The sequence below is a fragment of the Affinundibacterium macrobrachii genome, from assembly GCF_014652415.1.
GTDB lineage: Bacteria > Pseudomonadota > Gammaproteobacteria > Burkholderiales > Burkholderiaceae_D > Undibacterium > Undibacterium macrobrachii.
This window is the reverse complement of record NZ_BMYT01000001.1, coordinates 468,728-488,675: the sequence shown is the minus strand read 5'-3', so window position 1 is coordinate 488,675 and position 19,948 is coordinate 468,728. Positions and strand designations below refer to the sequence as shown.

The following is a 19,948-nucleotide window of genomic DNA, read 5'->3' as shown; positions in this document are numbered from 1 at the left end:
TAATTCCACAAACTTGTGTAGCGAAGAATGCATAGGTGCAAGTGGTGAAGCATCTCAATTGTGATTTTTAGTGTGATTGAGAATTAATCCAGTAAGAGAATGAAATAATGAAAAGTAAAATGATTTTTGGCTTCCATGCCGTGACCTCCCGTATTCGTCATGAAGCGTCTTCAGTTGAAGAAATTTATGTTGATAGCGATCGTTCAGATCGCCGTATGCAAGAATTGATTCATGCAGCCAGATCCGCGGGAATTCGAATTATTCAAGCGGATGATCAACGCTTATCAAATATCGTTGGTACTCGTCGCCATCAAGGTGTGGTTGCGAAAGCAGGGGAATTATCTCTCGCCCGTAATTTAGATGAATTATTAGATGCGATTGAAGGCCCGCCCTTGTTGTTGATTTTGGATGGCATTACCGATCCCCATAATCTGGGTGCATGTTTGCGTGTTGCAGATGGTGTGGGTGCGCATGCAGTGATTGCGCCAAAAGATCGTGCTGTCGGTTTAAATGCCACCGCAGAAAAAGTGGCAAGTGGTGCGGCTGAAACCGTGCCATACATTACTGTGACCAATTTAGCGCGAACCATTCGTGATTTGAAAGAACGCGATATTTGGATTATTGGAACCTCAGATGATGTCGAAAAAACGATTTACGATGTCGATTTTAAAGGTGGTATCGCAATTGTGATGGGCAATGAAGGCGAGGGTATGCGTCGTTTGACCAGAGAAAACTGCGATATGCTGGTACAAATTCCTATGTTGGGTTCAGTAGAAAGCTTAAACGTGTCGGTGGCGTCAGGCGTTTGTTTATACGAGGCACGACGTCAACGTATAGCAGCACAAGCAGCAAAATAAGCAATAATTTCCCTCTGCATCACATAATTTTTGTTGTGCCTAATATCAAGAAATATGTGATGCTCTGCGTCATTTTAAAAAAAACATTACACTGCTGTTTGTTTTTCTGCATGTGCGCTTCTGCACAAACTCACCTTATTTGATTTGGTACCATGTTTAAGCAACTACGCGAAGATATCGCCAGCATTATTCAACGTGATCCTGCAGCTCGTAATACCTGGGAGGTAATTACTTGTTATCCAGGCTTGCAGGCGATTGTGATGCATAGTTGGGCACAATGGTGTTGGACGCATGGCATGAAATGGCTAGGGCGGTTTATCGCCCACTTAGCACGTATCTTTACCGGCATCGAGATTCATCCAGGCGCAACCATAGGAAAACGTGTCTTTATTGATCATGGCTTTGGTGTAGTGATCGGTGAGACTGCGGTAGTTGGTGATGATTGTACGATTTATCAGGGGGTGACCCTTGGCGGTACTTCATTGACCAAGGGCGCTAAACGTCATCCAACCTTGGAGCAAGGTGTGATTGTAGGTGCGGGCGCTAAGGTATTGGGCGGATTTACGGTTGGTGCGGGAGCCAAGATCGGTTCGAACTCCGTTGTGATTAAGCCTGTTCCTGCGGGCGCGACTGCGGTTGGTAATCCTGCTCACATTGTTCAGTCAAACAAAGATAAAGATGCAGAGAAATCGCCATTGAGCTTTAGTGCATACGGCCTTAGTGCGAATGGTGATGATCCCATTTCTAAAGCGTTTCGCCAACTGACTGAGCACGTTTGCTCACAGCAAGAGCAAATCGAAAAACTACGCGCTGCGATCCAAGTTGCTGGAATTGTTTGTGAGAAATCGCTCAATGAAAAACGTATTGATGCGGAAGAGATTTCGCAATTAGTCGATTAGCTTGCTGGAAGATTTTTCATTGTAGATTTTTGAAAAAAAGAACATGTCGGTATCGACAGTAAATTAGAAATGGAAGCCTGATCGTTCCTCTACATGGTTAGGCTTCGTGTAACAAGATCGAATTATTAACTTACTATGTTTTGGTGTATTGATTGTCTGATAGCCAGGCAGTCGGTTGGTAGCCGCGGTACAATAGCGTTTGTTTGATTTTCTGCTGCCTTGCCATTGTGAATTCTCCTATTATTCCCTCTCGTCGTATCTCCGTGGCGCCCATGATGGATTGGTCTGAATAAGGTGGTTTTTACCTATGAGAGCATGTTCTAAATCCGTAATTAATCCGTAGTTAAATACGATTTTTAGATAAAAAAAAGACCGCCAGTGCGGTCTTTTTTAATGTTCTCGGCTTGCTTATTTTGCGGACTTGCGCATTTCGTCTAAGTATTTTGCAACGTCTCTTAGATCTGCGCGTAACGGTTTGCCGAACATGGGAATTGGGAACGTGCCGTTTGATCGTTGCACGTATGCGGTCGCTTGGCCAATGCCAACTACTTCGCAAACTTGTTCTAAAGTTAGTACAGGTTTGTTGTAGATTGATAGGAGCATGAATTCAGTTTGCAAGATTATTCTCCTTGTGTGGCTGGCTGCGACAGATTGCACAATGCTGCACGAAGGCCAATTTTTATTTCTTCGAGTTCGTTTTCGCTCAAAGTTCCGTCTGTAAGAGCGCGGTGAAACGCATAAGCCATCGAGTTGGTTACGTTGATAGGCTCTTGCTCTGGCTGTGCTGATTGACCAAACTGCGCAAACAACTCTTGGCTAAGTGCAGGGTGTGACTCTTTGCACTTTTCGGCATAAGCTCGCATTGCGGCTGGTGCGTTCACATCGTGGTCGAGGTCAAGAACAAAGTATCTGCAGCCGTGATGCTTGCCGCCGTTGGCGTCACTTCCATCAACACGCCGAACGATAAATTTATTAAACACGCCTTGCTGCTCGGCAGGCTTCGTTAGGTCACGCTCAGGAAATGCGGCTTTAACTGCCAATGCAGGCCTAGGATAAGCAGTCCAGTCTTCATACTCTCCTTGCATTGACTCTATTGGCTGTACTGATTCCATTTTGGTGACATCAGCAACATGGTCTGGTGCTTCAGGTAGATGCGGATACCCACCTTCGCGCAAAAGTAGGTTGTCTATGGAATCGTGGTCTGTTGTTTTCATGATTGCCCTTTAATTCGATAAATTTTGGTGAGTTCTTTATTGATTGAATGCCCGCGCAGCAAAGCGATCTTCGCTAGCTGTGCGCGTTGTTTGTGGCTGCTATTGGCTTGGCCAAGCAAGCCGAAATAGCTATTTGCTGTGGTGTAAAAATCGTCTTTGTTGATACGTTTGCAGCGTTCAATCGCGACATTGGCGGTGCGTTTTCTTGTGGTGTTGTGCCATGGCTTGATGACTTGGCCAACAAAGTCGACGCCGCGGCTTACTGGTTGCAAGATGGTTTTGCTATCGTTTAATTTGGCGTTGAGATTGGCTGGTAGCCATGCTTTGATCTTGGCGTGGGCATCGTTCAGCCATGCTGTTGATTCGTGCAGGATCAAGAAATCGTCAACGTAACGGATATAGTGCTTTGCTCTGATCTGGTGCTTGGCGAATTGATCCAGTGCGTCTAGGTACACGTTGGCAAAGAATTGGCTCGACAGGTTGCCAATGGGTAGGCCTTTGTTCTGCTGTTGGTTGCTCAATTGCTTATGCGCTGGCACTTTGCTTTGTAGGGCTTGTGCGCCGCGTAGCTCAAAGTTGGTGCGTGGGTCGTGCCATAGAATCGTGTTGGTTAGCTGCATCCAGAATGGTTCGGTGATGCGTTTGGCCAACTGTGTTTGCAGAATGCTTTTGTCGATGCTGACAAAGAAGTTGGCCAAGTCGCATTTGAGGTAAAAGCAGGGCTTTGACCAATTTTGCGTTGCGCTGCGGATTTTGTGTTCTAGGCGATTAGCTGCGTAGAGTGTCCCGCGCCCAGGTATGCATGCGCAGCTGTCTTGGATAAAGCTGGCATAAAAACGTGGTGCAATGTGGTTGTATAGCAGGTGGTGCACGATGCGATCGCGGAAATCTGCGGCCCATACTTCGCGCGCTTTTGGACGTGTGACCACAAAGCAAATCGATTTGCCGGGCTGGTAGCTGCCGTCGGCTAATTCTTCGCTTAGCGCGATCAGGTTGCGCTCTAGGTTTTGCTCAAAAGCGAGGGCGCTTGGTGTGTTGCGCTTGTGCTTGCGGCAATCAAAATACGCTTGCACAAGTGCTTCAAAAGAAAAGTTAGCATGGCTGCTCATAGTATCGTTCTTATCTGCGGACTGCGCGAGCTCTGCCTTCATACGACTTGTGGTTGTTGTTCTGGTTGCCGTTGTTGAAGTTCTGCATCCATGCATAGTCGCTGTTGTTAGCGTGCTGCGTAATTTCATGCTATCTACGTCGGCATGGCGAAGGCGTGAGCCGATCACGATGCAAACTGCACCAGACTTGTCCGCATGGGCGGGTAGTATCTGTGGTGTGCTTGGCGGTTGGCTGCTATTTGCAACCAAGCGGCATGACCAGATTAAAATAAAGCGCTCTGACATGACTGCCTTGACGGTTCTGTAACGGGCGCAGCTACTGCGGCGGCTTGTTTCTTCCACCCACTCGCTTGCTTACCAATTGAATCAGTGATCGCGATTGCTTTGGCATATTGTCCGGTGGAGATATAGCGCTGATCTTTCGATAAGCGAAACAAAATCTCTGCGGTCTGAACATGCTCAAGCAAGGTCGTTAAATGCGGGGCCTTGTCAAAAGCCGCATTGGCACGTGCAATCAGAATTACGCTGTTGAGACAAAGTTGGCGAATCTCACTGCCAATACTGCCCCGAATATCCTTGGGCATATTTTTAGTGACAATCGCCGTCAGTGACAGCAGATCGTAAGCTTCTTTGTAAATTGGTAGATGCGTGTGAAGAGCCATGCTAAAAAAAATCGTGACGGGCTTCGCCCGGTGCTGCGATCAAATAACTGAATTACTCAATGATTAATAATCTGCGGACTGCGCGAGCTCTGCCTTCATACGACTCGTGGTAGTTGTCCTGGGTGCCGCCGCTGAAGGTCTGCATCCATGCATAGCCGCTGCTGCCAGCGTGCTGCTCATTCGTCCAGTGCCACTGTGGCTCGAATTGGTCTTTCATCGTCGCGAAAAGCAGGGCTGATTCGCAGCGGTTTGGTAGATCGCCGCCGATAGACTGTGCCCATGCCATGGCATCTTTCCAATTGATGTCGACCTTGGTTTCTGGCAGCAAAATGATGTGATCGCGCTTGGTGCCGTCTGCGCTGATAATTGCGCCTACATACTTTTCACCAGCTTTAAGCTCGGGCAAATTGATCGTGATTGGGTAGGCTGATGCGATCTTTTGATTCGCTTCGAAAGTCGCGATCATTTGCGCTACTTTGGCGTGTTCTTTTTTAATTTGGTCGATGGTGATTTCCATGCTTCGCTCCGAAAAATAACAAAAAAATTTATTCGGGCTACGCCCGATGTTGGGTGGAATGATTGAATTACTGAATGATTAATAATCTGCGGACTGCGCGAGCTCTGCCTTCATACGACTTGGGGAGGTAGTCCTGGCCGCCGTAGTCGAAGCTCTGCATCCATGCATAGTCGCTGCTGTTAGCGTGCTGCTCATTCGTCCAATACCAGTCACCAACATCGAAGCTATCGCGCGTGTTGATCGATAAAAGACGGGCTTCGCGGCGGTTGGGCAATGACCAATCTGTAAGGTTATTGATCGGCTCTTGTGCGCGAGTGATCGCGTCTTGCCAGTTCATGTCGAACAATTCAAAATCTACAGTGGCGTGAATGAGTGCGTAGTCTGGCTGCTTATCGGTACCGCCGATAATGCCGGCATAGATGCCGCCTGCAAATGCTGTGCCGATTTTTGGTAAGTCGGCTAATTTGATGGTGGCTGGTGTTGTTGCTGGTGCGTCTTGTGTTGATTCGATTGTTTGCATGATTGCTCCTGTTGGTTGGTGGTGCTGGTCGGTAGACTAAATTTTCTTGATCTGATTTAATGTTGGCTCTTAAATATGGTGAGGCCTGCATGACCCCTACTAATCATCGGAAAAATGCTGTTTACTTCTTTTCATTTGTATTGATGGCTTTGGTTGTCTCTGGCTTGATCTATACGCTTGAAAAAAAGGAAATTAACTCCCAAGAGGTTGCTGGCTGGGTACAAGCGGTTGGAAGTATTGCTGCGATTTATGCTGGTTTCTTTATTTTGGTTTTTCAGCAAAAGGATAGAGATCAGCAGGCTAAGAACGAAATGAAGCAGGTTATACGTTGCTTGGCTGATGAGGTCCGCACGGTTACTGCAATTGCTCGCAATGGCATGGGTGCCAAGCTGTTGCAGACGCCAAGTGGTGACTACTATCCTTACACCGTGCCAATCAATGAAAGCCCGTTCCCAATATTTTCTAGTTGTGCGATTCTTGTCCCAAAGATTGAGAATACTTATCTTCGAGAGAAAATTATCGTCACGTACACCACAATGCAGTCGGTTGTGGTTTCCTTTAAGATGAATAATATGCTGTTGGCCGAATACGCGAGAGCAAGCGAGGTATCTGCAAGAACTAATTTTCATCTCGATATTCAGAAAGCACAAAATTGCCTTGCGGCTCTTATCGATTACCTTCCAAAGCTTCAAGGTCTCTATAGAGAGGCTATCAAGCATGCTGAGGAACTTGAAACGGGTGTTAAGACTGCTGGCCTGTGATGTGTTCATTGTTCTACTCGCTTGAATTCGATTACCCACACCCATGGATTCGCATCCCATGAGCCTGTGCCGTTGATGCGTTCCCAAAGTTTTTTATACGCGAGGCGCGGGTCTTCTTCCCAGTCTGACCAAGGCCAGCCGTCGTTGTCTCTGCCTGGGAGTCCGTCTCGGTCTGGGATGCCGTATTTCCAAGTTTTGCCGTCTTTGGATATGGTCGATAGACCTTCTGTGATGGCGTCTTCCTTGCTGATGTCCTGCAAACGTTCTACGCGAATACTTGTGATTTCAAGTGTGATGCGGCATGCTTTTCTTGGCATGTGGATTGATGGGATCCACTTGATCGGGATTGTGGTGCCGCTGGCCTCTTTGCAATACACAGCATCTGGCTTCGTTGCTCGGTATGCGTAGAATTCTCCGGTACCGCCGCCGTAGCTGCGGACTTCAATTCCGTAAGTCTCACGAACCCAAAGCTGGTCGCCCTGATTGCCATATGGATTTTTTACTTCGTAACCATGAATTGTCTCGATGCCTGATTTGACGAATGGAGACGGTCTCAACATTTCTGTCGAATCTGAGTGGGCAATTCTGCGCGTTTGTGTCTTTGTGCCATCCAGCAATGCGCGAACCATCGGGGCGCTGAATAGAATAGGGCGCTGTTTCATGCTGCCACCCGTTCAAAAGTAATGGTGTTGCCTTCATTCATCGCTTCTTCGACTCGTTCTAGTGCAATGTCGAATTCGTAAAGCTTAGTGATGCTGCAAAGTTGTTCGAATAAATCAACCGCGATTCGCACATCTTGGAGACCTGGGCCATCGAAGCGCCAGCGGCCTGTTTCTTTGCCGCGCGCTACTGCTCTAACGCATGCATCTTGTGCTCGTTCAAATATGTCGATGTGATCAATGCCGGTGCCTTGCTCAGCGATCTTGACAGCAAAATCCATTTGTCCGGAGATCATGCCGCAATCATTTTCTGTTGAATCGCCATTGACCATGGCTGTGAGTGCCAAGCGCGTCGCAACCATGATGTCTGTTACTTGTGCTGCGCTGAGAAATTGATCGCGATCGATGCGTTCCGCGCGACGAAATAGGCTGTCTGTAAGCGCCAATCCGGACGCTGATAGATGCTGGCCTGATCGTGTGCTTTGCTTGGCTTTTCGTGCTTTGCGTTTGTCTCTTGATCTCATGCGTACCATGATCACTTCCTTCTGATAAAACGATTAAATACAAACATGCTGCAAACGATGGCGATGGGGCCGCCTACTACGTACGCTGCGTAATCTGTCAGCGTTTGGGCTTTGATCACTTGCAATGCGCCTAGTTGTGCGATGCCGATCACGAAGCTGTTTAAAAATGCGCCCACGTAGTGCTTGTTATTTGCCAGCATGCTTTGCAGCCCGAGTGCAAAAACGAGAATGAAAGTGCTGGCAAATAGGAGTAGGGCGTTCATACTTTGGTTAAGTTGACGACTGGTTCAAGGCATTCTGTTTCGACACCGCTATCGAGCACGACACGAATTAATGCGTGCTGTTGGCCGTTGCTAATGCATGGCATCAAGTGCTTGATCTGCCCTTGTAGTTCGCCCAAAATGTGGCAGCGGAATGCCACACTTTGTCCGATGCGTAAGTCGGTACCTAAGCTCATGGCGAACCGAAAAGCACTGTGTAACCAGAGGATTGCGCCTTCTCGATGCTCTCTTTGAAAGCGGTCTCGATGACGTTCTCCGGACGGTCTAACTCGTACCAGAATTTGAGTTGTTGTGAGTGCAGTCGGTATTTCAAACGCGCTTTGACTTTGTAGCCATCGCCGTTTTTGAAGATGCGGATGCCCAGTGCAAACTCACGTGGAATTTCTAACGAGCCGCCAGCTGCGCGGGCATCGATATTTTCGGTGTACATGAATTGCACTTGGCCGTTATCGAGTCGCTTTGCGCTGCTGAATGCCGCTTCTGTCTTGGCTTGCAGCGAAGTTGCTACGCTCAATAAAACTTCTCCGGAAGGCTCAACGATATCGGCAATGTTGTCTTCTAAGAAGATGGCAAAGTCTTCTTGATTCTTACTTTGCTTGTTGTGGTGCATCCAGTTAGCAAACTCGCGGCTTAGCTCTGCCTTGAATGTCGCGCGGTGGTCGCGCCAGCCGATCGCGTTTTCTTTGTTTTCGTTGAATACGGCCGTCAGCGTTTGCTTTTCTGGGTCGGCATAGATGTACGCATTGGCAGCTTGGTTTTGATCAGCAATGTATTGCAAAAAGCTGTCGATGCTGGTGAGTGCGACTGTGCCTTTTTTGCGGTTTGGTGCTGGCTGCGCTTTTTCGATGGCGTCGGTGAGGTCTTCTCGTTTGTACTTTTCGGGCACTAGCGCAAAGGTAATACCGTCAGCTTTTTGTGTACAAACCGCCGCATGCGCAAGCTCGGTGATGCGATCTATCGTGTCTGCAGTGATGTGGAGTTGATCGGCCGTAATTTGACCGACTGCTTGTGGTTGCTTATCCATTGTTTGCTTCTTTCAATGTGACTGGTGCGGTTGGTGTGGCGTCGCGCAATTCGAGATTGCCTTGACGTGGGTGGTTGCGTGAGAGTTCGTTATCTTCTGTGAGCCAGAAAACATCCTCGCCGCGCTCTGGTTTTGGCATGTTGATCGTGATCGCGTCAGCAATCATGATTTTGTCGACATTGCCGCGGGTGGCTGGCTTGACCTTGATCTTCAAAGTCAATTCACCGGCTTTTCCGGTTTCTTGAACTTTATTCACAAGGTCGCCAAATTGCTGCGTGAGCTCTGCGTGGACGCGTCCATCGCGGAGATCTTGCACGATTAGTGCGAAGGCTTTGTTGCTCATTGGGTGGCTCCAAAAAAATTAATCAATATCGTTGGACTGCAATTTTTTTACATCGCGTCTCGCTTCTCTTTTTGCGCGAATCAAGGCCACGTTCTTGAGGCAGATCGCGAGCGCTGGCACTTTGAGCATGTCGTCCAAGGGTTGATTCGTCCTTAGGAAAAAACGGGCTCTATCGAGTGTTGCGCGGTCTAGATCTGCTTCTTTTTGCATGGTTTGCTCCATCATCAAGAGTCAACAAAACACGTAATCAGCCTCAGTTTTTCAATTCGTTCTTTGAAACACGCGATTTTTACTTTGGCTAATACAGCTACACCTGGTGAATAACGCCCGGCACCAAGGCTGATTACGTCTTTTATCGAGGTTTGATTTCGCGCATGGCATAGCGGATTGCTTGCCATTTGCTTTTGCCGAATTTGCGGCCTACACAGTAAAGTGCATAGGCGATTTCGATCTTTGCGGTGAGTTGGTTTCTCATCGGCTCACCTCTGCGTTTGCTGTGGGCTTGGCGATGGCTACCATTTCGTCTTGGTGATCTAGTATCTCGGTGCTGCCCGAATTTTTAATATCAGCAAGTACAGACTCGCTGAGCAATTGATCATTTAACTGATCTTCTCCCATGTATCCGAAGGCGATCGCGATTGCTAATACCAATGCCGTCACGAATAAATCGCGCGCGGCTGATTTGAGTCTGCGGATCATGCTGGCACCTTGAGTAGTGGATTGTCGATGGTGTCTGGCGTGAGGCCGATGCGTGATGCAAGTGTCTTGTCTAGTTCTGGTTCGTTGTTGGCCAAGATGCCGGTGAGGGCGGCAACGATCATGCGTGCGTTATCTGATGCGCGCAGTAAGCTCAATTGACCCGCTGGCGGGTCTTGGGTGATCGCTAGCACTTGGTCTAGTGATGCTCTGCGGATTTGGATTGTTGGTTGCATTTTTTTATTCATTCGCGTTTGGAATGTGTCAAATATACGCAAATGAATAATGTAAGTCAATACGCGAATGAATAATTTGTTGTGTTTTTTTTGGGCGTGAATAGACTTGTAAAATATTTATTGTTTAAGGGGTGGCGATGGAAAATGCTAAAAGGTCATGGCGCAATGTGCTGGGTAGAGTTGTATTTTGGCTTGTGGTTGCAGCTGTAGTGCTTATGGGCGTGATGACGTTGGTGTTGGATTTTATGCGTCGTGATGAGCCGAAAATGGATATGTCAAATGTAGTGAGCGCGCCAGTGGTGCCTAAGCCGGATGTATTCTCAGATGCGAGTGCTGATGGTGCGTGTATGTTGTATATCAAAAAGATGTTGCATGACCCAGATTCTGCGCAGTTTGAGCATAGTAGGGAGTCCTCAATTATTGCAAATGGTGCGCGTGCTGTAGTCGTGCGAAGTGTTCGTGCAAAGAATGCTTTTGGTGCAATGCGAAAAAAAGATTTTTGGTGTTTTTTGGAATTGCGCAACGATCAGATCTATCCAGTTTTTATTGGTGAAGATGGAAATGAAGGTGAAATGAAGCGGGTTTCAGTGCTATTAAAAGATTGGGGTTTGGCTGGTAAAAAGTAGACGTAGGGCATAGAAGTTGCTTGTAGGAATTTGGATCAATCATGGTCTGCATGTTGGAATATAACTACAAGGAAAATCTATGCAAAAAATCGCAATTGTTTTTGGTTTCGCTGCGGTGTTGGCGGGATGCGCGACAGCGAGTAAGGATATACCTGCAACATATCATTCGCCATTGGCGTATCAGAGTTATGACTGTACGCAGTTGCAAATGGAGACTGAGCGTATTCGTTCTCGCGTGGCTCAATTGGGCGGTCGCTTGGATGAGGCCGCATCGAACGATAAGAAGCTGGCGGGCGTTGGTGCTGTGTTGTTCTGGCCTGCCTTGTTTGCGCTGGGTGGTAATAAGCAACAAGAGGCTGAATATGCCACGCTAAAGGGGCAGCATGACGCGATTGAGCAGGCGCAAATTGCCAAGAAGTGTGGCGTTGCGACGCCTGCGGTATCTACAACATCGTGAACATAATTTTGTTGGAAACAGCCCGCATGATGCGGGTTTTTTTACGTCTGAACTTGTTGAATGTTACACGTAAATTTACGTGTTAAATATTCTAGATAGTTCTTAAAAATAAAAAAAAGGACTCACATGAACTCAGTTGAACAAGAAGAAAAGGATATGCAAGAGCTGCGAGAGCTTAAGCAACGTATGGATTCAAGTGGTTGGGTAATGGTGATGGGGATGGCGCGCGATTGCGCTGATTTGTTCCCTGCCAAGGCTCCGCATTTGCGGCTAGTGGTCGGTGGGCGCACTGATCAGTGATCGTTTTTCTGCATTTTTTGCGGCAATCTTAATAAAGGTCTTCCCCATATCTGTGGCTTCTCGATATTCGGTGAGGATCTTCATTTCTTCTAATGTGACGTAAACCAATGAAACTTCTGGTTTGCTCGTGTCTTCAATGTTTGTTCCGTTCACGATCCAGTCAATGCTCCTTGCGCATGCGTTAGCAATAGCTGCAAGATTGGCGGGATTTGGCTGAGATTCGCCCGTAAGTATCCTGGCGATGGTCGAGGTTGGCACTCCGCTAGCGCGTGCTAGATCTGCTTGAGTGTGAATGCCCGCCAATTTCATGGCGATAGTGATACGTTGTGCGATTGTCATATCGCTTTACTGTATCAAAGCCCGTCATTGATCTCAACAAAATTCCAATCTTGCAAGAAAATTCCATATTCGGGATTTAATCCTACACTGATTTGATTGTCAGGTTGAGTTTTTTTCGATCTTTTGGTGCTTTTGCGGCCGTTCTGATGATCAATTCGCGTGATTCTGTGGTGCTTTGGCGATAGTGAGTGAGTAGTTCAAGCTCAATCGATGAGATGTAAGACAGGCTTAGTTTTTCGTAGTCTTGCACTGGTTGCTTAATTGCCACAGGCGCTGGTACGGGCTTTATGTATTGGTCGGGTTCTTTGCCTTCCATTAGCCATGAGAACGAGACGCCACAAGAGTTTGCGAGCTTTTTGACGGTTTCGCTTTCTGGTCCACGTTTGCCATTGCCTTTGAGTATGCGTGCGATGGTGGGTTGCGGTACGCCAGAGGCGTCAGCGAGAGCTTGTTGTGTTTTATAGCCAGCTTTGTGCATGGCTTGATCTAGTCGGGAGGCGATATCCATTTGCGGAATATACGCGCACGTATTAAACCCCAGCAAATTATTATTCATTTGCGTATTGCATGAATTATTCAATCGCGTATAATTTGACGCCATGGATAACATTTCAGACCTCTTAAAGTCAATTAAAGCGAAATCAAATCTGAGTGAGATTGATCTTGCGAAGGAAATCAAAGTGTCTCAGCCGACAGTGCATCGCATCTTGAATGGGCAGACACAGTGCCTTAGTTCGACGTACATGAATATCGTTGAATTGCATAAACGTATTTGCTCTAAGTAGTTGTGTTGTTTGCAGTATCGATTCTTATTTTATTTTTGTCACATTTGTTACGCGGGGTTTATATGTCGGCACAAGATGCTTTCTACAAAACATGCAAGAGCTATCCAGGTGGCTTTGAGTCGTTGGCCCCGCGTTTGGGTATGAACCCGCAGGTGTTGCGCAACAAAGCGAACCCGAATTGTGCGCAGAATCATCCTTATCTGGCGGATGCTGAGCAATTGATGACGTTGACCGGTGATGTGTCTGTTTTGCACGCAATGGCGAAAGAGCAGGGCTGTGTTGTGTTGCGTGTTGACACGGCGGCATCGGCATCGGATATGGCTGTGCTTGAGTGGATTGCGAAGGTGTGGCAAACGAATGGTGATGTTGGCTCTGAGGTGAATACAACATTGGCAGATGGTCGTGTTGAGCCGCATGAAGTTGAGCAGGTGAAAGAGGCTGTGCATCGTACTGTGACTGCTTTGCATGGCATGTTGGCTCGCTTGGAAGGGATGGCTGAGAAATGAAAAAGCCTCGTTCTTCTACGGCTGCTGCGTTAGCTGATTTTATGAACGGCAATGCAGTAGTACCTGTTCATGTAGGCGGTGCTTATGCGATGCGACCATTGGTGCTGGGGAATATGTATGCCAATGTGCGTCCGGATGGTTTGACGTATCGTTGTGAGCCGTCTTTGATGGGTTCGACGCGTAAATTGCCTAGCGGTGAGGTTGTCTGATGCTTGGGGCTTCGTTATCGACCGCTGTGCGGGCATTAGATTTTGTGACTCCGGATGATCGCGATACTTGGGTTCGCATGGGTATGGCGCTTAAATCGGAGTTTGGTGAAGACGCTTATGGTGCGTGGGTCAATTGGTCTAGTTCTGGGCGAGGCTTTAATGCGAAGGCATGCAAGGCTTCGTGGCAGTCATTTAAGAGCGGTGGCAAAGTTGGTATTGGTTCGTTGTTTGCTGAGGCAAAGTCGGGTGGTTTTGAATTTACCGCTGATGAGGTTGAAGTTAAGCCCGAGGTACTGGAAGCGCGTCGCAAGAAGCGTGAATTAGAAGATGCCAAAGCCGAAGCAAATCGCGTAAAAGCTGCTGAGGCTGCTGCTAAACGTGCGGCAAGTCAATGGCGCATGAGTGCGCCTGAAGGCTCTAGTCCTTACTTGGTACGCAAAAAGGTTCGCGCTGAATCTTGCCGATTTTTGGCTGATGGCGCGATCATCATTCCTATGATCCGTTACCACGATACGCCACCTCGTATCGTCGGCAAGCAGCAGATCAATCCAGACGGGTCCAAGAAATTTAGCTCGGGTATGACTAAGAACGGTGCGATGTGCCGCTTGGGTGATGCGCCTAATGATGGGGATGATATCTTTGTCAGTGAGGGTTATGCGACAGCAGGTTCGATTCGTTTAGCGCTTAACTACGCTTCTCCGGTGTTTATTACATTTGACGCTGGCATGTTGATGCCTGGCGTTGAGGCATTGCGTACGCTGTACCCTAACAGCCGAATCATCATCTGTGCAGATGATGATTATCTAACTAAGAATGCTGGCTATGTGAAGGCAAAGGCTGCGGCTGATGCGCATCGCGCCTATGTATTTTTACCCGTCTTTTCAGTTGAGCGTCGTGCTGTAAAGTCGGATGAGAGTCTGCCTCAACTGACGGATTGCAACGATTTGCATTGCGCTGAAGGTGTCGAAGTTTTGCGTGATCAATTGTGTTCATTCGTTTCTGCCTTGGCTTCTCCCGCACCCACTTTGATAAATGAAGCGCCTAACGACTCGAATAATTCGCCAGAGGAAGATCTTGAGGTGCCAGTTGGTGATGGCGTTTTGTCGCGCTTTCTGTTGGTGTTTGGGTCAAAGGAAGTATGGGATAGCTATAAGAAGCGCAAGTTTAAGTGGGCTGCCTTTGAGGCTTATGTTGGTAAGCGTGAGGCAAAGGCTTGGCTTGATAATCCTTCGAAGAAAATCATTCAGAAGGAAGCATTGCCAGCATTGATCGGCGGTGCTGCTGCGCAGTTAGGGGTCGGGGGTGTGCGTCTGAATGAGATGCTAGATAACTTGACGCTGTTGCGCGGTACCGAAACTGTGTGGGATATGATTGGTCGTCAGGTGATGAGTTTGGGCGCGGTGCGTGCTAACTATACGCCTGACCTAACCTCGCGCTGGCAGGAGGACCCACGTCGCCGTACAGTTGAACAAAAGAATTTGGTATTCGATCCAACTCAAACGGTTGATCTTGAGACACACGTCAATATCTTTTTTGGTTGGCCATTGGTACCGAAAGAGAACTTGGATTTGGTTGAACCAATTCTAGAATTGATCGAGTCATTGTGTTCGTCTGAGGATAACCATGAGGAAGTCTTTAAGTTCATGGTTAGTTGGATGGCATTGCCTTTGCAGAGACCTGGAGCAAAGATGCAGACGGCTTTGCTGGTCTTTGGTGAGAAGCAGGGGACTGGTAAGAGCTTGTTGTTTGATTCGATCTTGCGCCCGATCTATGGTGAGTATGGTACGACCGTTGGCCAACATCAGCTTGAGTCGGGCTTTACTGATTGGCGTTCACGTAAGTTGTTCACTTTGTTTGAAGAGGTGCTTTCGCGTGATGATAAGTTTAGCCATAACGGTACCTTGAAGTACATGATCACCGGCAAGCGGATGCAGGTGAACCCTAAAAATCTTCCTTTGCGCGAAGAAAACAATCATATGAATTGCGTGTTCTTGTCGAATGAGCCGCAGCCTATCCCAATCGAATTAGAAGATCGCCGCTTTTTAGTCGTGCAGGCGCGTCATGTGCGCGATCAGGAATTTTATCAGCGTGTGGTGAAATCCATTGAGTGCGGTGGATTGGAAGCGTTTTATCACTTTCTTCTGAATTATGACTTGGGTGAATTCAATGAGCATACCAAGCCGCCAATGACAAGAGCAAAAGAACGTGTGATCGCGTTTGGTCGTGCCAGTTGGGACGCGTTTCATTTCTCATGGAAAGAGGGATTGCTTGAGGCGCCTTATTGTTCTTGTCTTAGTTCTGATTTGTATATTGCTTATAAGCGTTGGTGTGATCGTAACGGTGAGAAGCCGCTGTCGTTGACGAAGTTTGCGGGGTTGTTAGATAGCCGTGAGCATAAGTGTAAGAAAGAGATTTCCTTGGATGGTAAGCCAAAGAAATCTTACATGATATTTGAGATACAGAGACCGAATGAGAAGTTGAATCTGCATGAGCAGTGTACGCATTTTAGACGGCAGGCAGATACCTATGGTGCAGGCAATTAACAGCAGGGTATGCAGGCATTCAGGGAAACCCTGCTGCTTTTTGAGCTAATGCCAGTAAGGGTTTCGGCAGGGTATGCAGGGTTAGCAGGGTTTCCGCGCATGTGTGAAATAAATATTGTTATGTGTTTAGTTTGTGTTTTATTTTTATTTGTCCATGTTTAAGAACCCTGCTAACCCTGCATACCCTGCTGAGATTGTTAATAGATAAGACTTAGAAAGCAGCAGGGTTTAAACGAGACCCTGCAAAACCCTGCTGGAATAGTGAATGGATACAAATAGCGAAGCGTGGCGTTTGGAGTGTGAAGCGAGGCATGTGCTTGGGTTGGGTGGATTGATGGCTAGGCGTGCTTATCTGGAATTGATTGAGGGTAAGCGTGGTGCTGATGCGCGAAGGGCGCTAGAGGCTGCGATTAAGGTTGAATGGAATAAGAGAGCGAGAAGCAAATGAGAATCGATGTGCAAACAAACTTCAAAGATGTCGCAAAGCAGATCAATGAATTGCATAGTGACGTAGCAACAAAAGCGACTGCGCGGGCTCTCAATAGTGTTATGGCGCAAGCGAAGACAGCAATGAGTCGCGAGATCAGAGCTAAATTTGTTCTATCTGCAGCAAAGGTGAATGAGTCTTTAAAGATCAATAAGGCGGTGGCTAAAGGTGGCTTGTTCGAAATGGAAGCTAGCCTTGAGTCACCGAGTCAGCGCGGTCGTAGCCTGAACTTGATTAACTTTGGAGCACGTCAAACGAAGAAGGGCGTTTCGATCAAGATCAGTCGGGATGGTGGTCGCAAATTGATTCCTGGCGCATTCATCGGTAATGGTGGTCGCACTGTGTTCAAGCGTGAGGGTAAAGCGCGATTGCCGATCAAAGCGCTGCAAACAATTGATGTTGCTCAGATGTTCAACGTTAAGACGATCAATAAGGCTGTAGTCGATGCAATTAATGATCGGTTCCCAGTCATATTTGATCGAGAAGTAAAGTTTTACACAGAGAAGTTCAACCAAAGACGTACGGGGTAGCCCCCCTGTCAAGGTACTTCCATAGGGAGTCAATATACGGGTCGAAACGAGCGTGAGTTTCCTCTAGTTCCAAGGATTTTGTAAGGGGGTTGTATTGTTAGATAAGGTCATGACACAGACGCAATTTGCTGAATTAGTTGGCGTCTCGCAGCAGGCTATTAGCAGCTTGGTGGGACGTGGCGTTCTAAATTCTGGCGATACAGGTGCGGTCTGGTTGAAACATTATTGCGAAAACCTGCGAGAGCAAGCTGCTGGTCGTGCTTCTATGGGCGATCTTGATCTGGTGCAAGAGCGTGCGCGGTTGGCTAAGGAACAAGCGGATCGCGTTGAGATGCAGAACCAACTTGCGCGAAAAGAAGTGGCGCCAGTAAATTTAATTGAGCTGGTATTGGCAGATGTTGCTAGAAAAATTATCTCAGAGCTTGATGCTATCCCAGTTGAACTAAAGCGAAACTCAAAGTCTATCTCTTCAGAAGACTTGCAGTACATCTCGAATGAGATCGTTAAAGCCAGAAACAAAGCGGCACAGATAGAACTAAATTTGGATGATCTAAATGGATATGTCGGAGATTCACAAGGCGATTAAGCGCGGGTTATCCGCGTTTATTTCGGAAGTTCCTATGACCCTATCTGAGTGGGCGACTGAGCATTTCTATTTATCTGCTGAGTCGTCCTATGTGGAGAAGCGCTGGGAGGCATTCCCGTATCAAATTGGGATCATGAACTGCATGAGTAACGATGACATAACCGAAGTGGTTGTAAAAAAGTCGGCACGTGTAGGCTATACCAAAATGATGCTCGCGGCCATCGGCTACTTTGCTGAGCACAAGCGTCGTAATCAGGCCATCTGGCAGCCGACAGATGATGACTCCGACGACTTCGTCAAGACCGAAGTGGATCCCATGCTGCGCGATGTCAAAATCATGCAGCGTGTTTTCCCGGAATATCTATCTCGCCATCGCAATAACACGCTGCGTCAGAAGACCTTTCTTGGCTCAATCCTGCATCTTCGTGGTGGCAAAGCCGCGAAGAACTATCGACGTATCTCTGTTGATGTCGCACACATGGATGAGGTCGACGGCTTCGATTCAGATATTGAAAAGGAAGGATCGCCAGTCACCTTGTCCCGCAAGCGTACAGAGGGGGCAACCTTTCCGAAACAAATTCTGGGTAGCACGCCAAAGCTCAGGCACTTCAGCCTTATCGAATCTCGCGAGCAGCAAGCAGAAAAGCGGTATCGATTCAAAGTGCCATGCGTCCACTGTGGTGTTGTGCATGAAATACGCTGGGGCGGCAAGGATGCTAAGTACGGGTTCAAGTGGGTGAATGACGATCCTGAAACCGTTGTGCATGTTTGTGCGGACTGTGGTGGAGCAATTGCACAGAATGAGTTTAAAGTAATATCGGCTCAAGGCAAATGGATAGACCAAGACGGTGGCTGGATCGGTAACGACGGCAAATTCTACAACGCACACGGCGAACCAATTCAGCCACCGCGCTCGGTTGGCTTCCATGTTTGGACTGCGTACAGCCCAATGACAACTTGGGCGCAAATCGTCCGTGAGTTCATGTCTGCTCAAGCCAAGGCCAAGGTCGGTGACAAATCAGAGCTAAAAACATTTGTCAATACAACGCTTGGCGAAACATGGGAAGAAGAAGTTGAACAAACCGACTCCCACGCACTCATGGCAAGAGCGGAGCCATTCGCACTACGTACCTTGCCGATGGGCTGCCTTGTACTTACTGCTGGCGTCGACGTACAAGACAACCGATTCGAAGTCACCGTATGGGGCTGGGGTCGCGGTGAAGAAATGTGGACCGTTGACTATGTTGTTTTAGAAGCCAACCCAGCCGATGAACGAGATTGGGAAAAGCTCGATACCTATCTCGAAACAAAATTCCAGCACGCATCGGGTCAAATGGTCGCCATCGAAGCAACCGGCATCGACTCGGGCGGTCACTTCACGCACCAAGTCTATGACTTCTGCCGCAAGCGCACCGCCAAACGGATTTACGCAATCAAAGGTGATAGCAAGCAAGGCTCACCAGTTAAAGGCAAAGCCAGCATGCAAGATGTCAACTGGCGCGGCCAGATCATCAAGAATGGCGTCAAGCTTTGGATCGTTGGTACCGACACTGCAAAAGATTTGCTGCACGGTCGCTTACAAGTCTTACAAAATGGCCCTGGCAAAGTGCACTTTTCCAGCGACTTGCCTGCCGAGTTCTACGCGCAGCTCACTGCAGAAGCGCGCGTACTGCAAAAGACTTCAACGGGTGAGCAGTACCGCTGGGTAAAAAAATCGGCACGTAACGAGGTACTTGATTGCACCATCTATGCCATGTTCGCTGCCCACATGCTCGATCTGCACCGATTCACCGACAAGATGTGGCAAAAAATCACCGATGCAGTGCAGCCGCAAACGGGCGATCTCTTTGCTGCACCAATCATCGTCCAGCAGCCACCGCAAGACAAGCCAGTCTTGCCACCGCCAGAACAAATTAAACCGCAACAGCGCCGACAAATCAGACCACAGGGAAGAACATGGTAGCCAGTACAGACCTCATCGCAGACATCATGCAACGCATCACGACCGAGTGTAAGAAAAACGAGGATAAGATCACGCCAGAAATCGTCGAAGAAGTAGAGAAGTCGATTCGTGCAGACTGGGGTGGAGATCGCTACTTTGTGGCAAAGCACAAATCAGGTGGAGACCATAGCGAACGCAACAGCCGCATCATGCGCGATTACCTCAAAGGTGAGCGACTCAAACTCTTGGAGCGTCGTTATCAGCTAAGTGGTCGTCGAATATTGCAGATCATCAGACCAGCAAAATGAAAAGAATACACACTGAGATTGGGAGATA

32 protein-coding genes are annotated in these 19,948 nt (G+C 47.9%); 15 read left to right on the top strand and 17 right to left on the bottom strand.

The window, feature by feature from the left end; all coding sequences use genetic code 11:
- Positions 1-107: 107 nt before the first annotated feature.
- Together rlmB and cysE are read left to right on the top strand one after the other, a co-directional pair.
- Positions 108-857, top strand: coding sequence for a 23S rRNA (guanosine(2251)-2'-O)-methyltransferase RlmB (gene rlmB / locus IE103_RS02315; RefSeq protein WP_189344391.1), 750 nt, complete (start codon positions 108-110; stop codon positions 855-857).
- 152 nt (positions 858-1,009) lie between these two features.
- Positions 1,010-1,756 (top strand): serine O-acetyltransferase, encoded by a 747-nt coding sequence (cysE, locus tag IE103_RS02310; protein ID WP_189344390.1) that lies wholly within the window; start codon positions 1,010-1,012, stop codon positions 1,754-1,756.
- 408 nt (positions 1,757-2,164) lie between these two features.
- On the opposite strand, the gene IE103_RS02305 is transcribed toward cysE, so the two are convergent.
- The 6 genes from IE103_RS02305 to IE103_RS02280 form a co-directional block, all read right to left on the bottom strand.
- Positions 2,165-2,374 (bottom strand): helix-turn-helix transcriptional regulator, encoded by a 210-nt coding sequence (locus tag IE103_RS02305; protein WP_189344389.1) that lies wholly within the window; start codon positions 2,372-2,374, stop codon positions 2,165-2,167.
- A gap of 2 nt (positions 2,375-2,376) precedes the next feature.
- Complete coding sequence (locus tag IE103_RS02300; RefSeq protein WP_189344388.1) at positions 2,377-2,970, bottom strand: hypothetical protein; 594 nt, start codon at positions 2,968-2,970, stop codon at positions 2,377-2,379.
- A complete protein-coding gene (locus IE103_RS02295) occupies positions 2,967-4,364 on the bottom strand; it encodes an RNA-directed DNA polymerase (RefSeq protein ID WP_189344387.1) in 1,398 nt (465 codons plus the stop codon). The genes IE103_RS02300 and IE103_RS02295 overlap by 4 nt, the downstream gene beginning before the upstream one ends.
- Positions 4,343-4,741, bottom strand: coding sequence for a four helix bundle protein (locus IE103_RS02290; RefSeq protein ID WP_189344386.1), 399 nt, complete (start codon positions 4,739-4,741; stop codon positions 4,343-4,345). The genes IE103_RS02295 and IE103_RS02290 overlap by 22 nt, the downstream gene beginning before the upstream one ends.
- A gap of 52 nt (positions 4,742-4,793) precedes the next feature.
- Positions 4,794-5,258: a DUF1566 domain-containing protein gene (locus tag IE103_RS02285; RefSeq protein WP_229827018.1), complete on the bottom strand. Its 465-nt coding sequence runs from the start codon at positions 5,256-5,258 to the stop codon at positions 4,794-4,796.
- A 67-nt stretch (positions 5,259-5,325) separates the two neighbouring features.
- Entirely contained in the window at positions 5,326-5,778 is a 453-nt protein-coding gene (locus tag IE103_RS02280; RefSeq protein ID WP_189344385.1) for an Lcl C-terminal domain-containing protein, read from the bottom strand.
- A gap of 89 nt (positions 5,779-5,867) precedes the next feature.
- Between IE103_RS02280 and IE103_RS02275 the strand changes: the two genes are divergently transcribed.
- Positions 5,868-6,539, top strand: coding sequence for a hypothetical protein (locus tag IE103_RS02275; protein WP_189344384.1), 672 nt, complete (start codon positions 5,868-5,870; stop codon positions 6,537-6,539).
- A 5-nt stretch (positions 6,540-6,544) separates the two neighbouring features.
- On the opposite strand, the gene IE103_RS02270 is transcribed toward IE103_RS02275, so the two are convergent.
- From IE103_RS02270 to IE103_RS02230, 9 genes are all read right to left on the bottom strand, one after another.
- A complete protein-coding gene (locus IE103_RS02270; RefSeq protein WP_189344383.1) occupies positions 6,545-7,201 on the bottom strand; it encodes an ASCH domain-containing protein in 657 nt (218 codons plus the stop codon).
- A complete protein-coding gene (locus tag IE103_RS02265; RefSeq protein ID WP_189344382.1) occupies positions 7,198-7,731 on the bottom strand; it encodes a hypothetical protein in 534 nt (177 codons plus the stop codon). Before IE103_RS02265 ends, IE103_RS02270 begins: the two co-directional genes overlap by 4 nt.
- 2 nt (positions 7,732-7,733) lie before the next feature.
- Complete coding sequence (locus tag IE103_RS02260; RefSeq protein ID WP_189344381.1) at positions 7,734-7,985, bottom strand: hypothetical protein; 252 nt, start codon at positions 7,983-7,985, stop codon at positions 7,734-7,736.
- Complete coding sequence (locus IE103_RS02255) at positions 7,982-8,179, bottom strand: hypothetical protein (RefSeq protein WP_189344380.1); 198 nt, start codon at positions 8,177-8,179, stop codon at positions 7,982-7,984. Before IE103_RS02255 ends, IE103_RS02260 begins: the two co-directional genes overlap by 4 nt.
- Entirely contained in the window at positions 8,176-9,027 is an 852-nt protein-coding gene (locus tag IE103_RS02250) for a DUF2303 family protein (RefSeq protein WP_189344379.1), read from the bottom strand. The genes IE103_RS02255 and IE103_RS02250 overlap by 4 nt, the downstream gene beginning before the upstream one ends.
- On the bottom strand, positions 9,020-9,370 hold the full coding sequence (locus IE103_RS02245) for a hypothetical protein (protein ID WP_189344378.1): 351 nt from the start codon (positions 9,368-9,370) through the stop codon (positions 9,020-9,022). The genes IE103_RS02250 and IE103_RS02245 overlap by 8 nt, the downstream gene beginning before the upstream one ends.
- Before the next feature lie 18 nt (positions 9,371-9,388).
- Positions 9,389-9,580 carry a hypothetical protein gene (locus IE103_RS02240; protein WP_189344377.1) on the bottom strand — a complete coding sequence of 64 codons (192 nt, stop codon included), beginning with the start codon at positions 9,578-9,580 and terminating at the stop codon, positions 9,389-9,391.
- A 261-nt stretch (positions 9,581-9,841) separates the two neighbouring features.
- Positions 9,842-10,069, bottom strand: coding sequence for a hypothetical protein (locus tag IE103_RS02235; RefSeq protein ID WP_189344376.1), 228 nt, complete (start codon positions 10,067-10,069; stop codon positions 9,842-9,844).
- Positions 10,066-10,302 (bottom strand): hypothetical protein, encoded by a 237-nt coding sequence (locus tag IE103_RS02230; protein WP_189344375.1) that lies wholly within the window; start codon positions 10,300-10,302, stop codon positions 10,066-10,068. The genes IE103_RS02235 and IE103_RS02230 overlap by 4 nt, the downstream gene beginning before the upstream one ends.
- A gap of 137 nt (positions 10,303-10,439) precedes the next feature.
- Here IE103_RS02230 and IE103_RS02225 point away from each other — a divergent pair, with 137 nt between their 5' ends.
- The 3 genes from IE103_RS02225 (at position 10,440) to IE103_RS02215 (ending at position 11,685) form a co-directional block, all read left to right on the top strand.
- Positions 10,440-10,928: a hypothetical protein gene (locus tag IE103_RS02225; RefSeq protein WP_189344374.1), complete on the top strand. Its 489-nt coding sequence runs from the start codon at positions 10,440-10,442 to the stop codon at positions 10,926-10,928.
- A gap of 79 nt (positions 10,929-11,007) precedes the next feature.
- Positions 11,008-11,385 carry a hypothetical protein gene (locus IE103_RS02220; protein WP_189344373.1) on the top strand — a complete coding sequence of 126 codons (378 nt, stop codon included), beginning with the start codon at positions 11,008-11,010 and terminating at the stop codon, positions 11,383-11,385.
- A gap of 126 nt (positions 11,386-11,511) precedes the next feature.
- The gene (locus IE103_RS02215) at positions 11,512-11,685 is read left to right on the top strand and encodes a hypothetical protein (protein WP_189344372.1); all 174 of its coding nucleotides are present in this window, start codon (positions 11,512-11,514) and stop codon (positions 11,683-11,685) included.
- On the opposite strand, the gene IE103_RS02210 is transcribed toward IE103_RS02215, so the two are convergent.
- On the bottom strand, positions 11,656-12,024 hold the full coding sequence (locus tag IE103_RS02210) for a helix-turn-helix domain-containing protein (protein WP_189344371.1): 369 nt from the start codon (positions 12,022-12,024) through the stop codon (positions 11,656-11,658). The two genes, IE103_RS02215 and IE103_RS02210, sit on opposite strands and share 30 nt — an antisense overlap.
- Before the next feature lie 82 nt (positions 12,025-12,106).
- A complete protein-coding gene (locus IE103_RS02205) occupies positions 12,107-12,580 on the bottom strand; it encodes a helix-turn-helix domain-containing protein (RefSeq protein WP_189344370.1) in 474 nt (157 codons plus the stop codon).
- Positions 12,581-12,623: 43 nt separating this feature from the next.
- On the opposite strand from IE103_RS02205, the gene IE103_RS18630 reads away from it, so the two are divergent.
- The 9 genes from IE103_RS18630 to IE103_RS02160 all read left to right on the top strand — a co-directional run bounded on the left by IE103_RS18630 (position 12,624) and on the right by IE103_RS02160 (position 19,920).
- Complete coding sequence (locus IE103_RS18630; RefSeq protein WP_189344369.1) at positions 12,624-12,809, top strand: helix-turn-helix domain-containing protein; 186 nt, start codon at positions 12,624-12,626, stop codon at positions 12,807-12,809.
- A 62-nt stretch (positions 12,810-12,871) separates the two neighbouring features.
- Entirely contained in the window at positions 12,872-13,315 is a 444-nt protein-coding gene (locus IE103_RS02195) for a phage regulatory CII family protein (protein WP_189344368.1), read from the top strand.
- On the top strand, positions 13,312-13,524 hold the full coding sequence (locus IE103_RS02190) for a hypothetical protein (protein ID WP_189344367.1): 213 nt from the start codon (positions 13,312-13,314) through the stop codon (positions 13,522-13,524). Before IE103_RS02195 ends, IE103_RS02190 begins: the two co-directional genes overlap by 4 nt.
- Positions 13,524-16,067 (top strand): PriCT-2 domain-containing protein, encoded by a 2,544-nt coding sequence (locus IE103_RS02185; protein ID WP_189344366.1) that lies wholly within the window; start codon positions 13,524-13,526, stop codon positions 16,065-16,067. Before IE103_RS02190 ends, IE103_RS02185 begins: the two co-directional genes overlap by 1 nt.
- Before the next feature lie 265 nt (positions 16,068-16,332).
- Positions 16,333-16,515, top strand: a complete 183-nt coding sequence (locus IE103_RS02180) for a DUF7696 family protein (RefSeq protein WP_189344365.1) — start codon at positions 16,333-16,335, stop codon at positions 16,513-16,515.
- Complete coding sequence (locus tag IE103_RS02175) at positions 16,512-17,084, top strand: phage tail protein (RefSeq protein WP_189344364.1); 573 nt, start codon at positions 16,512-16,514, stop codon at positions 17,082-17,084. The genes IE103_RS02180 and IE103_RS02175 overlap by 4 nt, the downstream gene beginning before the upstream one ends.
- A 109-nt stretch (positions 17,085-17,193) precedes the next feature.
- A complete protein-coding gene (locus IE103_RS02170; protein ID WP_189344363.1) occupies positions 17,194-17,670 on the top strand; it encodes a terminase small subunit in 477 nt (158 codons plus the stop codon).
- 34 nt (positions 17,671-17,704) lie between these two features.
- A complete protein-coding gene (locus tag IE103_RS02165; RefSeq protein WP_189344362.1) occupies positions 17,705-19,633 on the top strand; it encodes a phage terminase large subunit family protein in 1,929 nt (642 codons plus the stop codon).
- Positions 19,627-19,920, top strand: coding sequence for a Mor transcription activator family protein (locus IE103_RS02160; protein WP_189344361.1), 294 nt, complete (start codon positions 19,627-19,629; stop codon positions 19,918-19,920). Before IE103_RS02165 ends, IE103_RS02160 begins: the two co-directional genes overlap by 7 nt.
- Positions 19,921-19,948 lie beyond the last annotated feature (28 nt).

What these genes read in the sequence shown, in the direction of transcription:
- IE103_RS02280 (WP_189344385.1), bottom strand. Translation starts at nt 5,778, where the DNA reads ATGCAAACAATCGAATCAACACAAGACGCACCAGCAACAACACCAGCC.
- IE103_RS02215 (WP_189344372.1), top strand. Translation starts at nt 11,512, where the DNA reads ATGAACTCAGTTGAACAAGAAGAAAAGGATATGCAAGAGCTGCGAGAG.
- IE103_RS02265 (WP_189344382.1), bottom strand. Translation starts at nt 7,731, where the DNA reads ATGGTACGCATGAGATCAAGAGACAAACGCAAAGCACGAAAAGCCAAG.
- IE103_RS02180 (WP_189344365.1), top strand. Translation starts at nt 16,333, where the DNA reads ATGGATACAAATAGCGAAGCGTGGCGTTTGGAGTGTGAAGCGAGGCAT.
- IE103_RS02165 (WP_189344362.1), top strand. Translation starts at nt 17,705, where the DNA reads ATGACCCTATCTGAGTGGGCGACTGAGCATTTCTATTTATCTGCTGAG.
- IE103_RS02230 (WP_189344375.1), bottom strand. Translation starts at nt 10,302, where the DNA reads ATGCAACCAACAATCCAAATCCGCAGAGCATCACTAGACCAAGTGCTA.
- IE103_RS02275 (WP_189344384.1), top strand. Translation starts at nt 5,868, where the DNA reads ATGACCCCTACTAATCATCGGAAAAATGCTGTTTACTTCTTTTCATTT.
- IE103_RS02285 (WP_229827018.1), bottom strand. Translation starts at nt 5,258, where the DNA reads ATGGAAATCACCATCGACCAAATTAAAAAAGAACACGCCAAAGTAGCG.
- IE103_RS02225 (WP_189344374.1), top strand. Translation starts at nt 10,440, where the DNA reads ATGGAAAATGCTAAAAGGTCATGGCGCAATGTGCTGGGTAGAGTTGTA.
- IE103_RS02185 (WP_189344366.1), top strand. Translation starts at nt 13,524, where the DNA reads ATGCTTGGGGCTTCGTTATCGACCGCTGTGCGGGCATTAGATTTTGTG.
- IE103_RS02300 (WP_189344388.1), bottom strand. Translation starts at nt 2,970, where the DNA reads ATGAAAACAACAGACCACGATTCCATAGACAACCTACTTTTGCGCGAA.
- rlmB (WP_189344391.1), top strand. Translation starts at nt 108, where the DNA reads ATGAAAAGTAAAATGATTTTTGGCTTCCATGCCGTGACCTCCCGTATT.
- IE103_RS02210 (WP_189344371.1), bottom strand. Translation starts at nt 12,024, where the DNA reads ATGACAATCGCACAACGTATCACTATCGCCATGAAATTGGCGGGCATT.
- IE103_RS02260 (WP_189344381.1), bottom strand. Translation starts at nt 7,985, where the DNA reads ATGAACGCCCTACTCCTATTTGCCAGCACTTTCATTCTCGTTTTTGCA.
- IE103_RS02245 (WP_189344378.1), bottom strand. Translation starts at nt 9,370, where the DNA reads ATGAGCAACAAAGCCTTCGCACTAATCGTGCAAGATCTCCGCGATGGA.
- IE103_RS02290 (WP_189344386.1), bottom strand. Translation starts at nt 4,741, where the DNA reads ATGGCTCTTCACACGCATCTACCAATTTACAAAGAAGCTTACGATCTG.
- cysE (WP_189344390.1), top strand. Translation starts at nt 1,010, where the DNA reads ATGTTTAAGCAACTACGCGAAGATATCGCCAGCATTATTCAACGTGAT.
- IE103_RS02255 (WP_189344380.1), bottom strand. Translation starts at nt 8,179, where the DNA reads ATGAGCTTAGGTACCGACTTACGCATCGGACAAAGTGTGGCATTCCGC.
- IE103_RS02295 (WP_189344387.1), bottom strand. Translation starts at nt 4,364, where the DNA reads ATGTCAGAGCGCTTTATTTTAATCTGGTCATGCCGCTTGGTTGCAAAT.
- IE103_RS02170 (WP_189344363.1), top strand. Translation starts at nt 17,194, where the DNA reads ATGACACAGACGCAATTTGCTGAATTAGTTGGCGTCTCGCAGCAGGCT.
- IE103_RS02160 (WP_189344361.1), top strand. Translation starts at nt 19,627, where the DNA reads ATGGTAGCCAGTACAGACCTCATCGCAGACATCATGCAACGCATCACG.
- IE103_RS02205 (WP_189344370.1), bottom strand. Translation starts at nt 12,580, where the DNA reads ATGAATAATAATTTGCTGGGGTTTAATACGTGCGCGTATATTCCGCAA.
- IE103_RS02250 (WP_189344379.1), bottom strand. Translation starts at nt 9,027, where the DNA reads ATGGATAAGCAACCACAAGCAGTCGGTCAAATTACGGCCGATCAACTC.
- IE103_RS02270 (WP_189344383.1), bottom strand. Translation starts at nt 7,201, where the DNA reads ATGAAACAGCGCCCTATTCTATTCAGCGCCCCGATGGTTCGCGCATTG.
- IE103_RS02195 (WP_189344368.1), top strand. Translation starts at nt 12,872, where the DNA reads ATGTCGGCACAAGATGCTTTCTACAAAACATGCAAGAGCTATCCAGGT.
- IE103_RS02175 (WP_189344364.1), top strand. Translation starts at nt 16,512, where the DNA reads ATGAGAATCGATGTGCAAACAAACTTCAAAGATGTCGCAAAGCAGATC.
- IE103_RS02220 (WP_189344373.1), top strand. Translation starts at nt 11,008, where the DNA reads ATGCAAAAAATCGCAATTGTTTTTGGTTTCGCTGCGGTGTTGGCGGGA.
- IE103_RS02190 (WP_189344367.1), top strand. Translation starts at nt 13,312, where the DNA reads ATGAAAAAGCCTCGTTCTTCTACGGCTGCTGCGTTAGCTGATTTTATG.
- IE103_RS02235 (WP_189344376.1), bottom strand. Translation starts at nt 10,069, where the DNA reads ATGATCCGCAGACTCAAATCAGCCGCGCGCGATTTATTCGTGACGGCA.
- IE103_RS02240 (WP_189344377.1), bottom strand. Translation starts at nt 9,580, where the DNA reads ATGCAAAAAGAAGCAGATCTAGACCGCGCAACACTCGATAGAGCCCGT.
- IE103_RS18630 (WP_189344369.1), top strand. Translation starts at nt 12,624, where the DNA reads ATGGATAACATTTCAGACCTCTTAAAGTCAATTAAAGCGAAATCAAAT.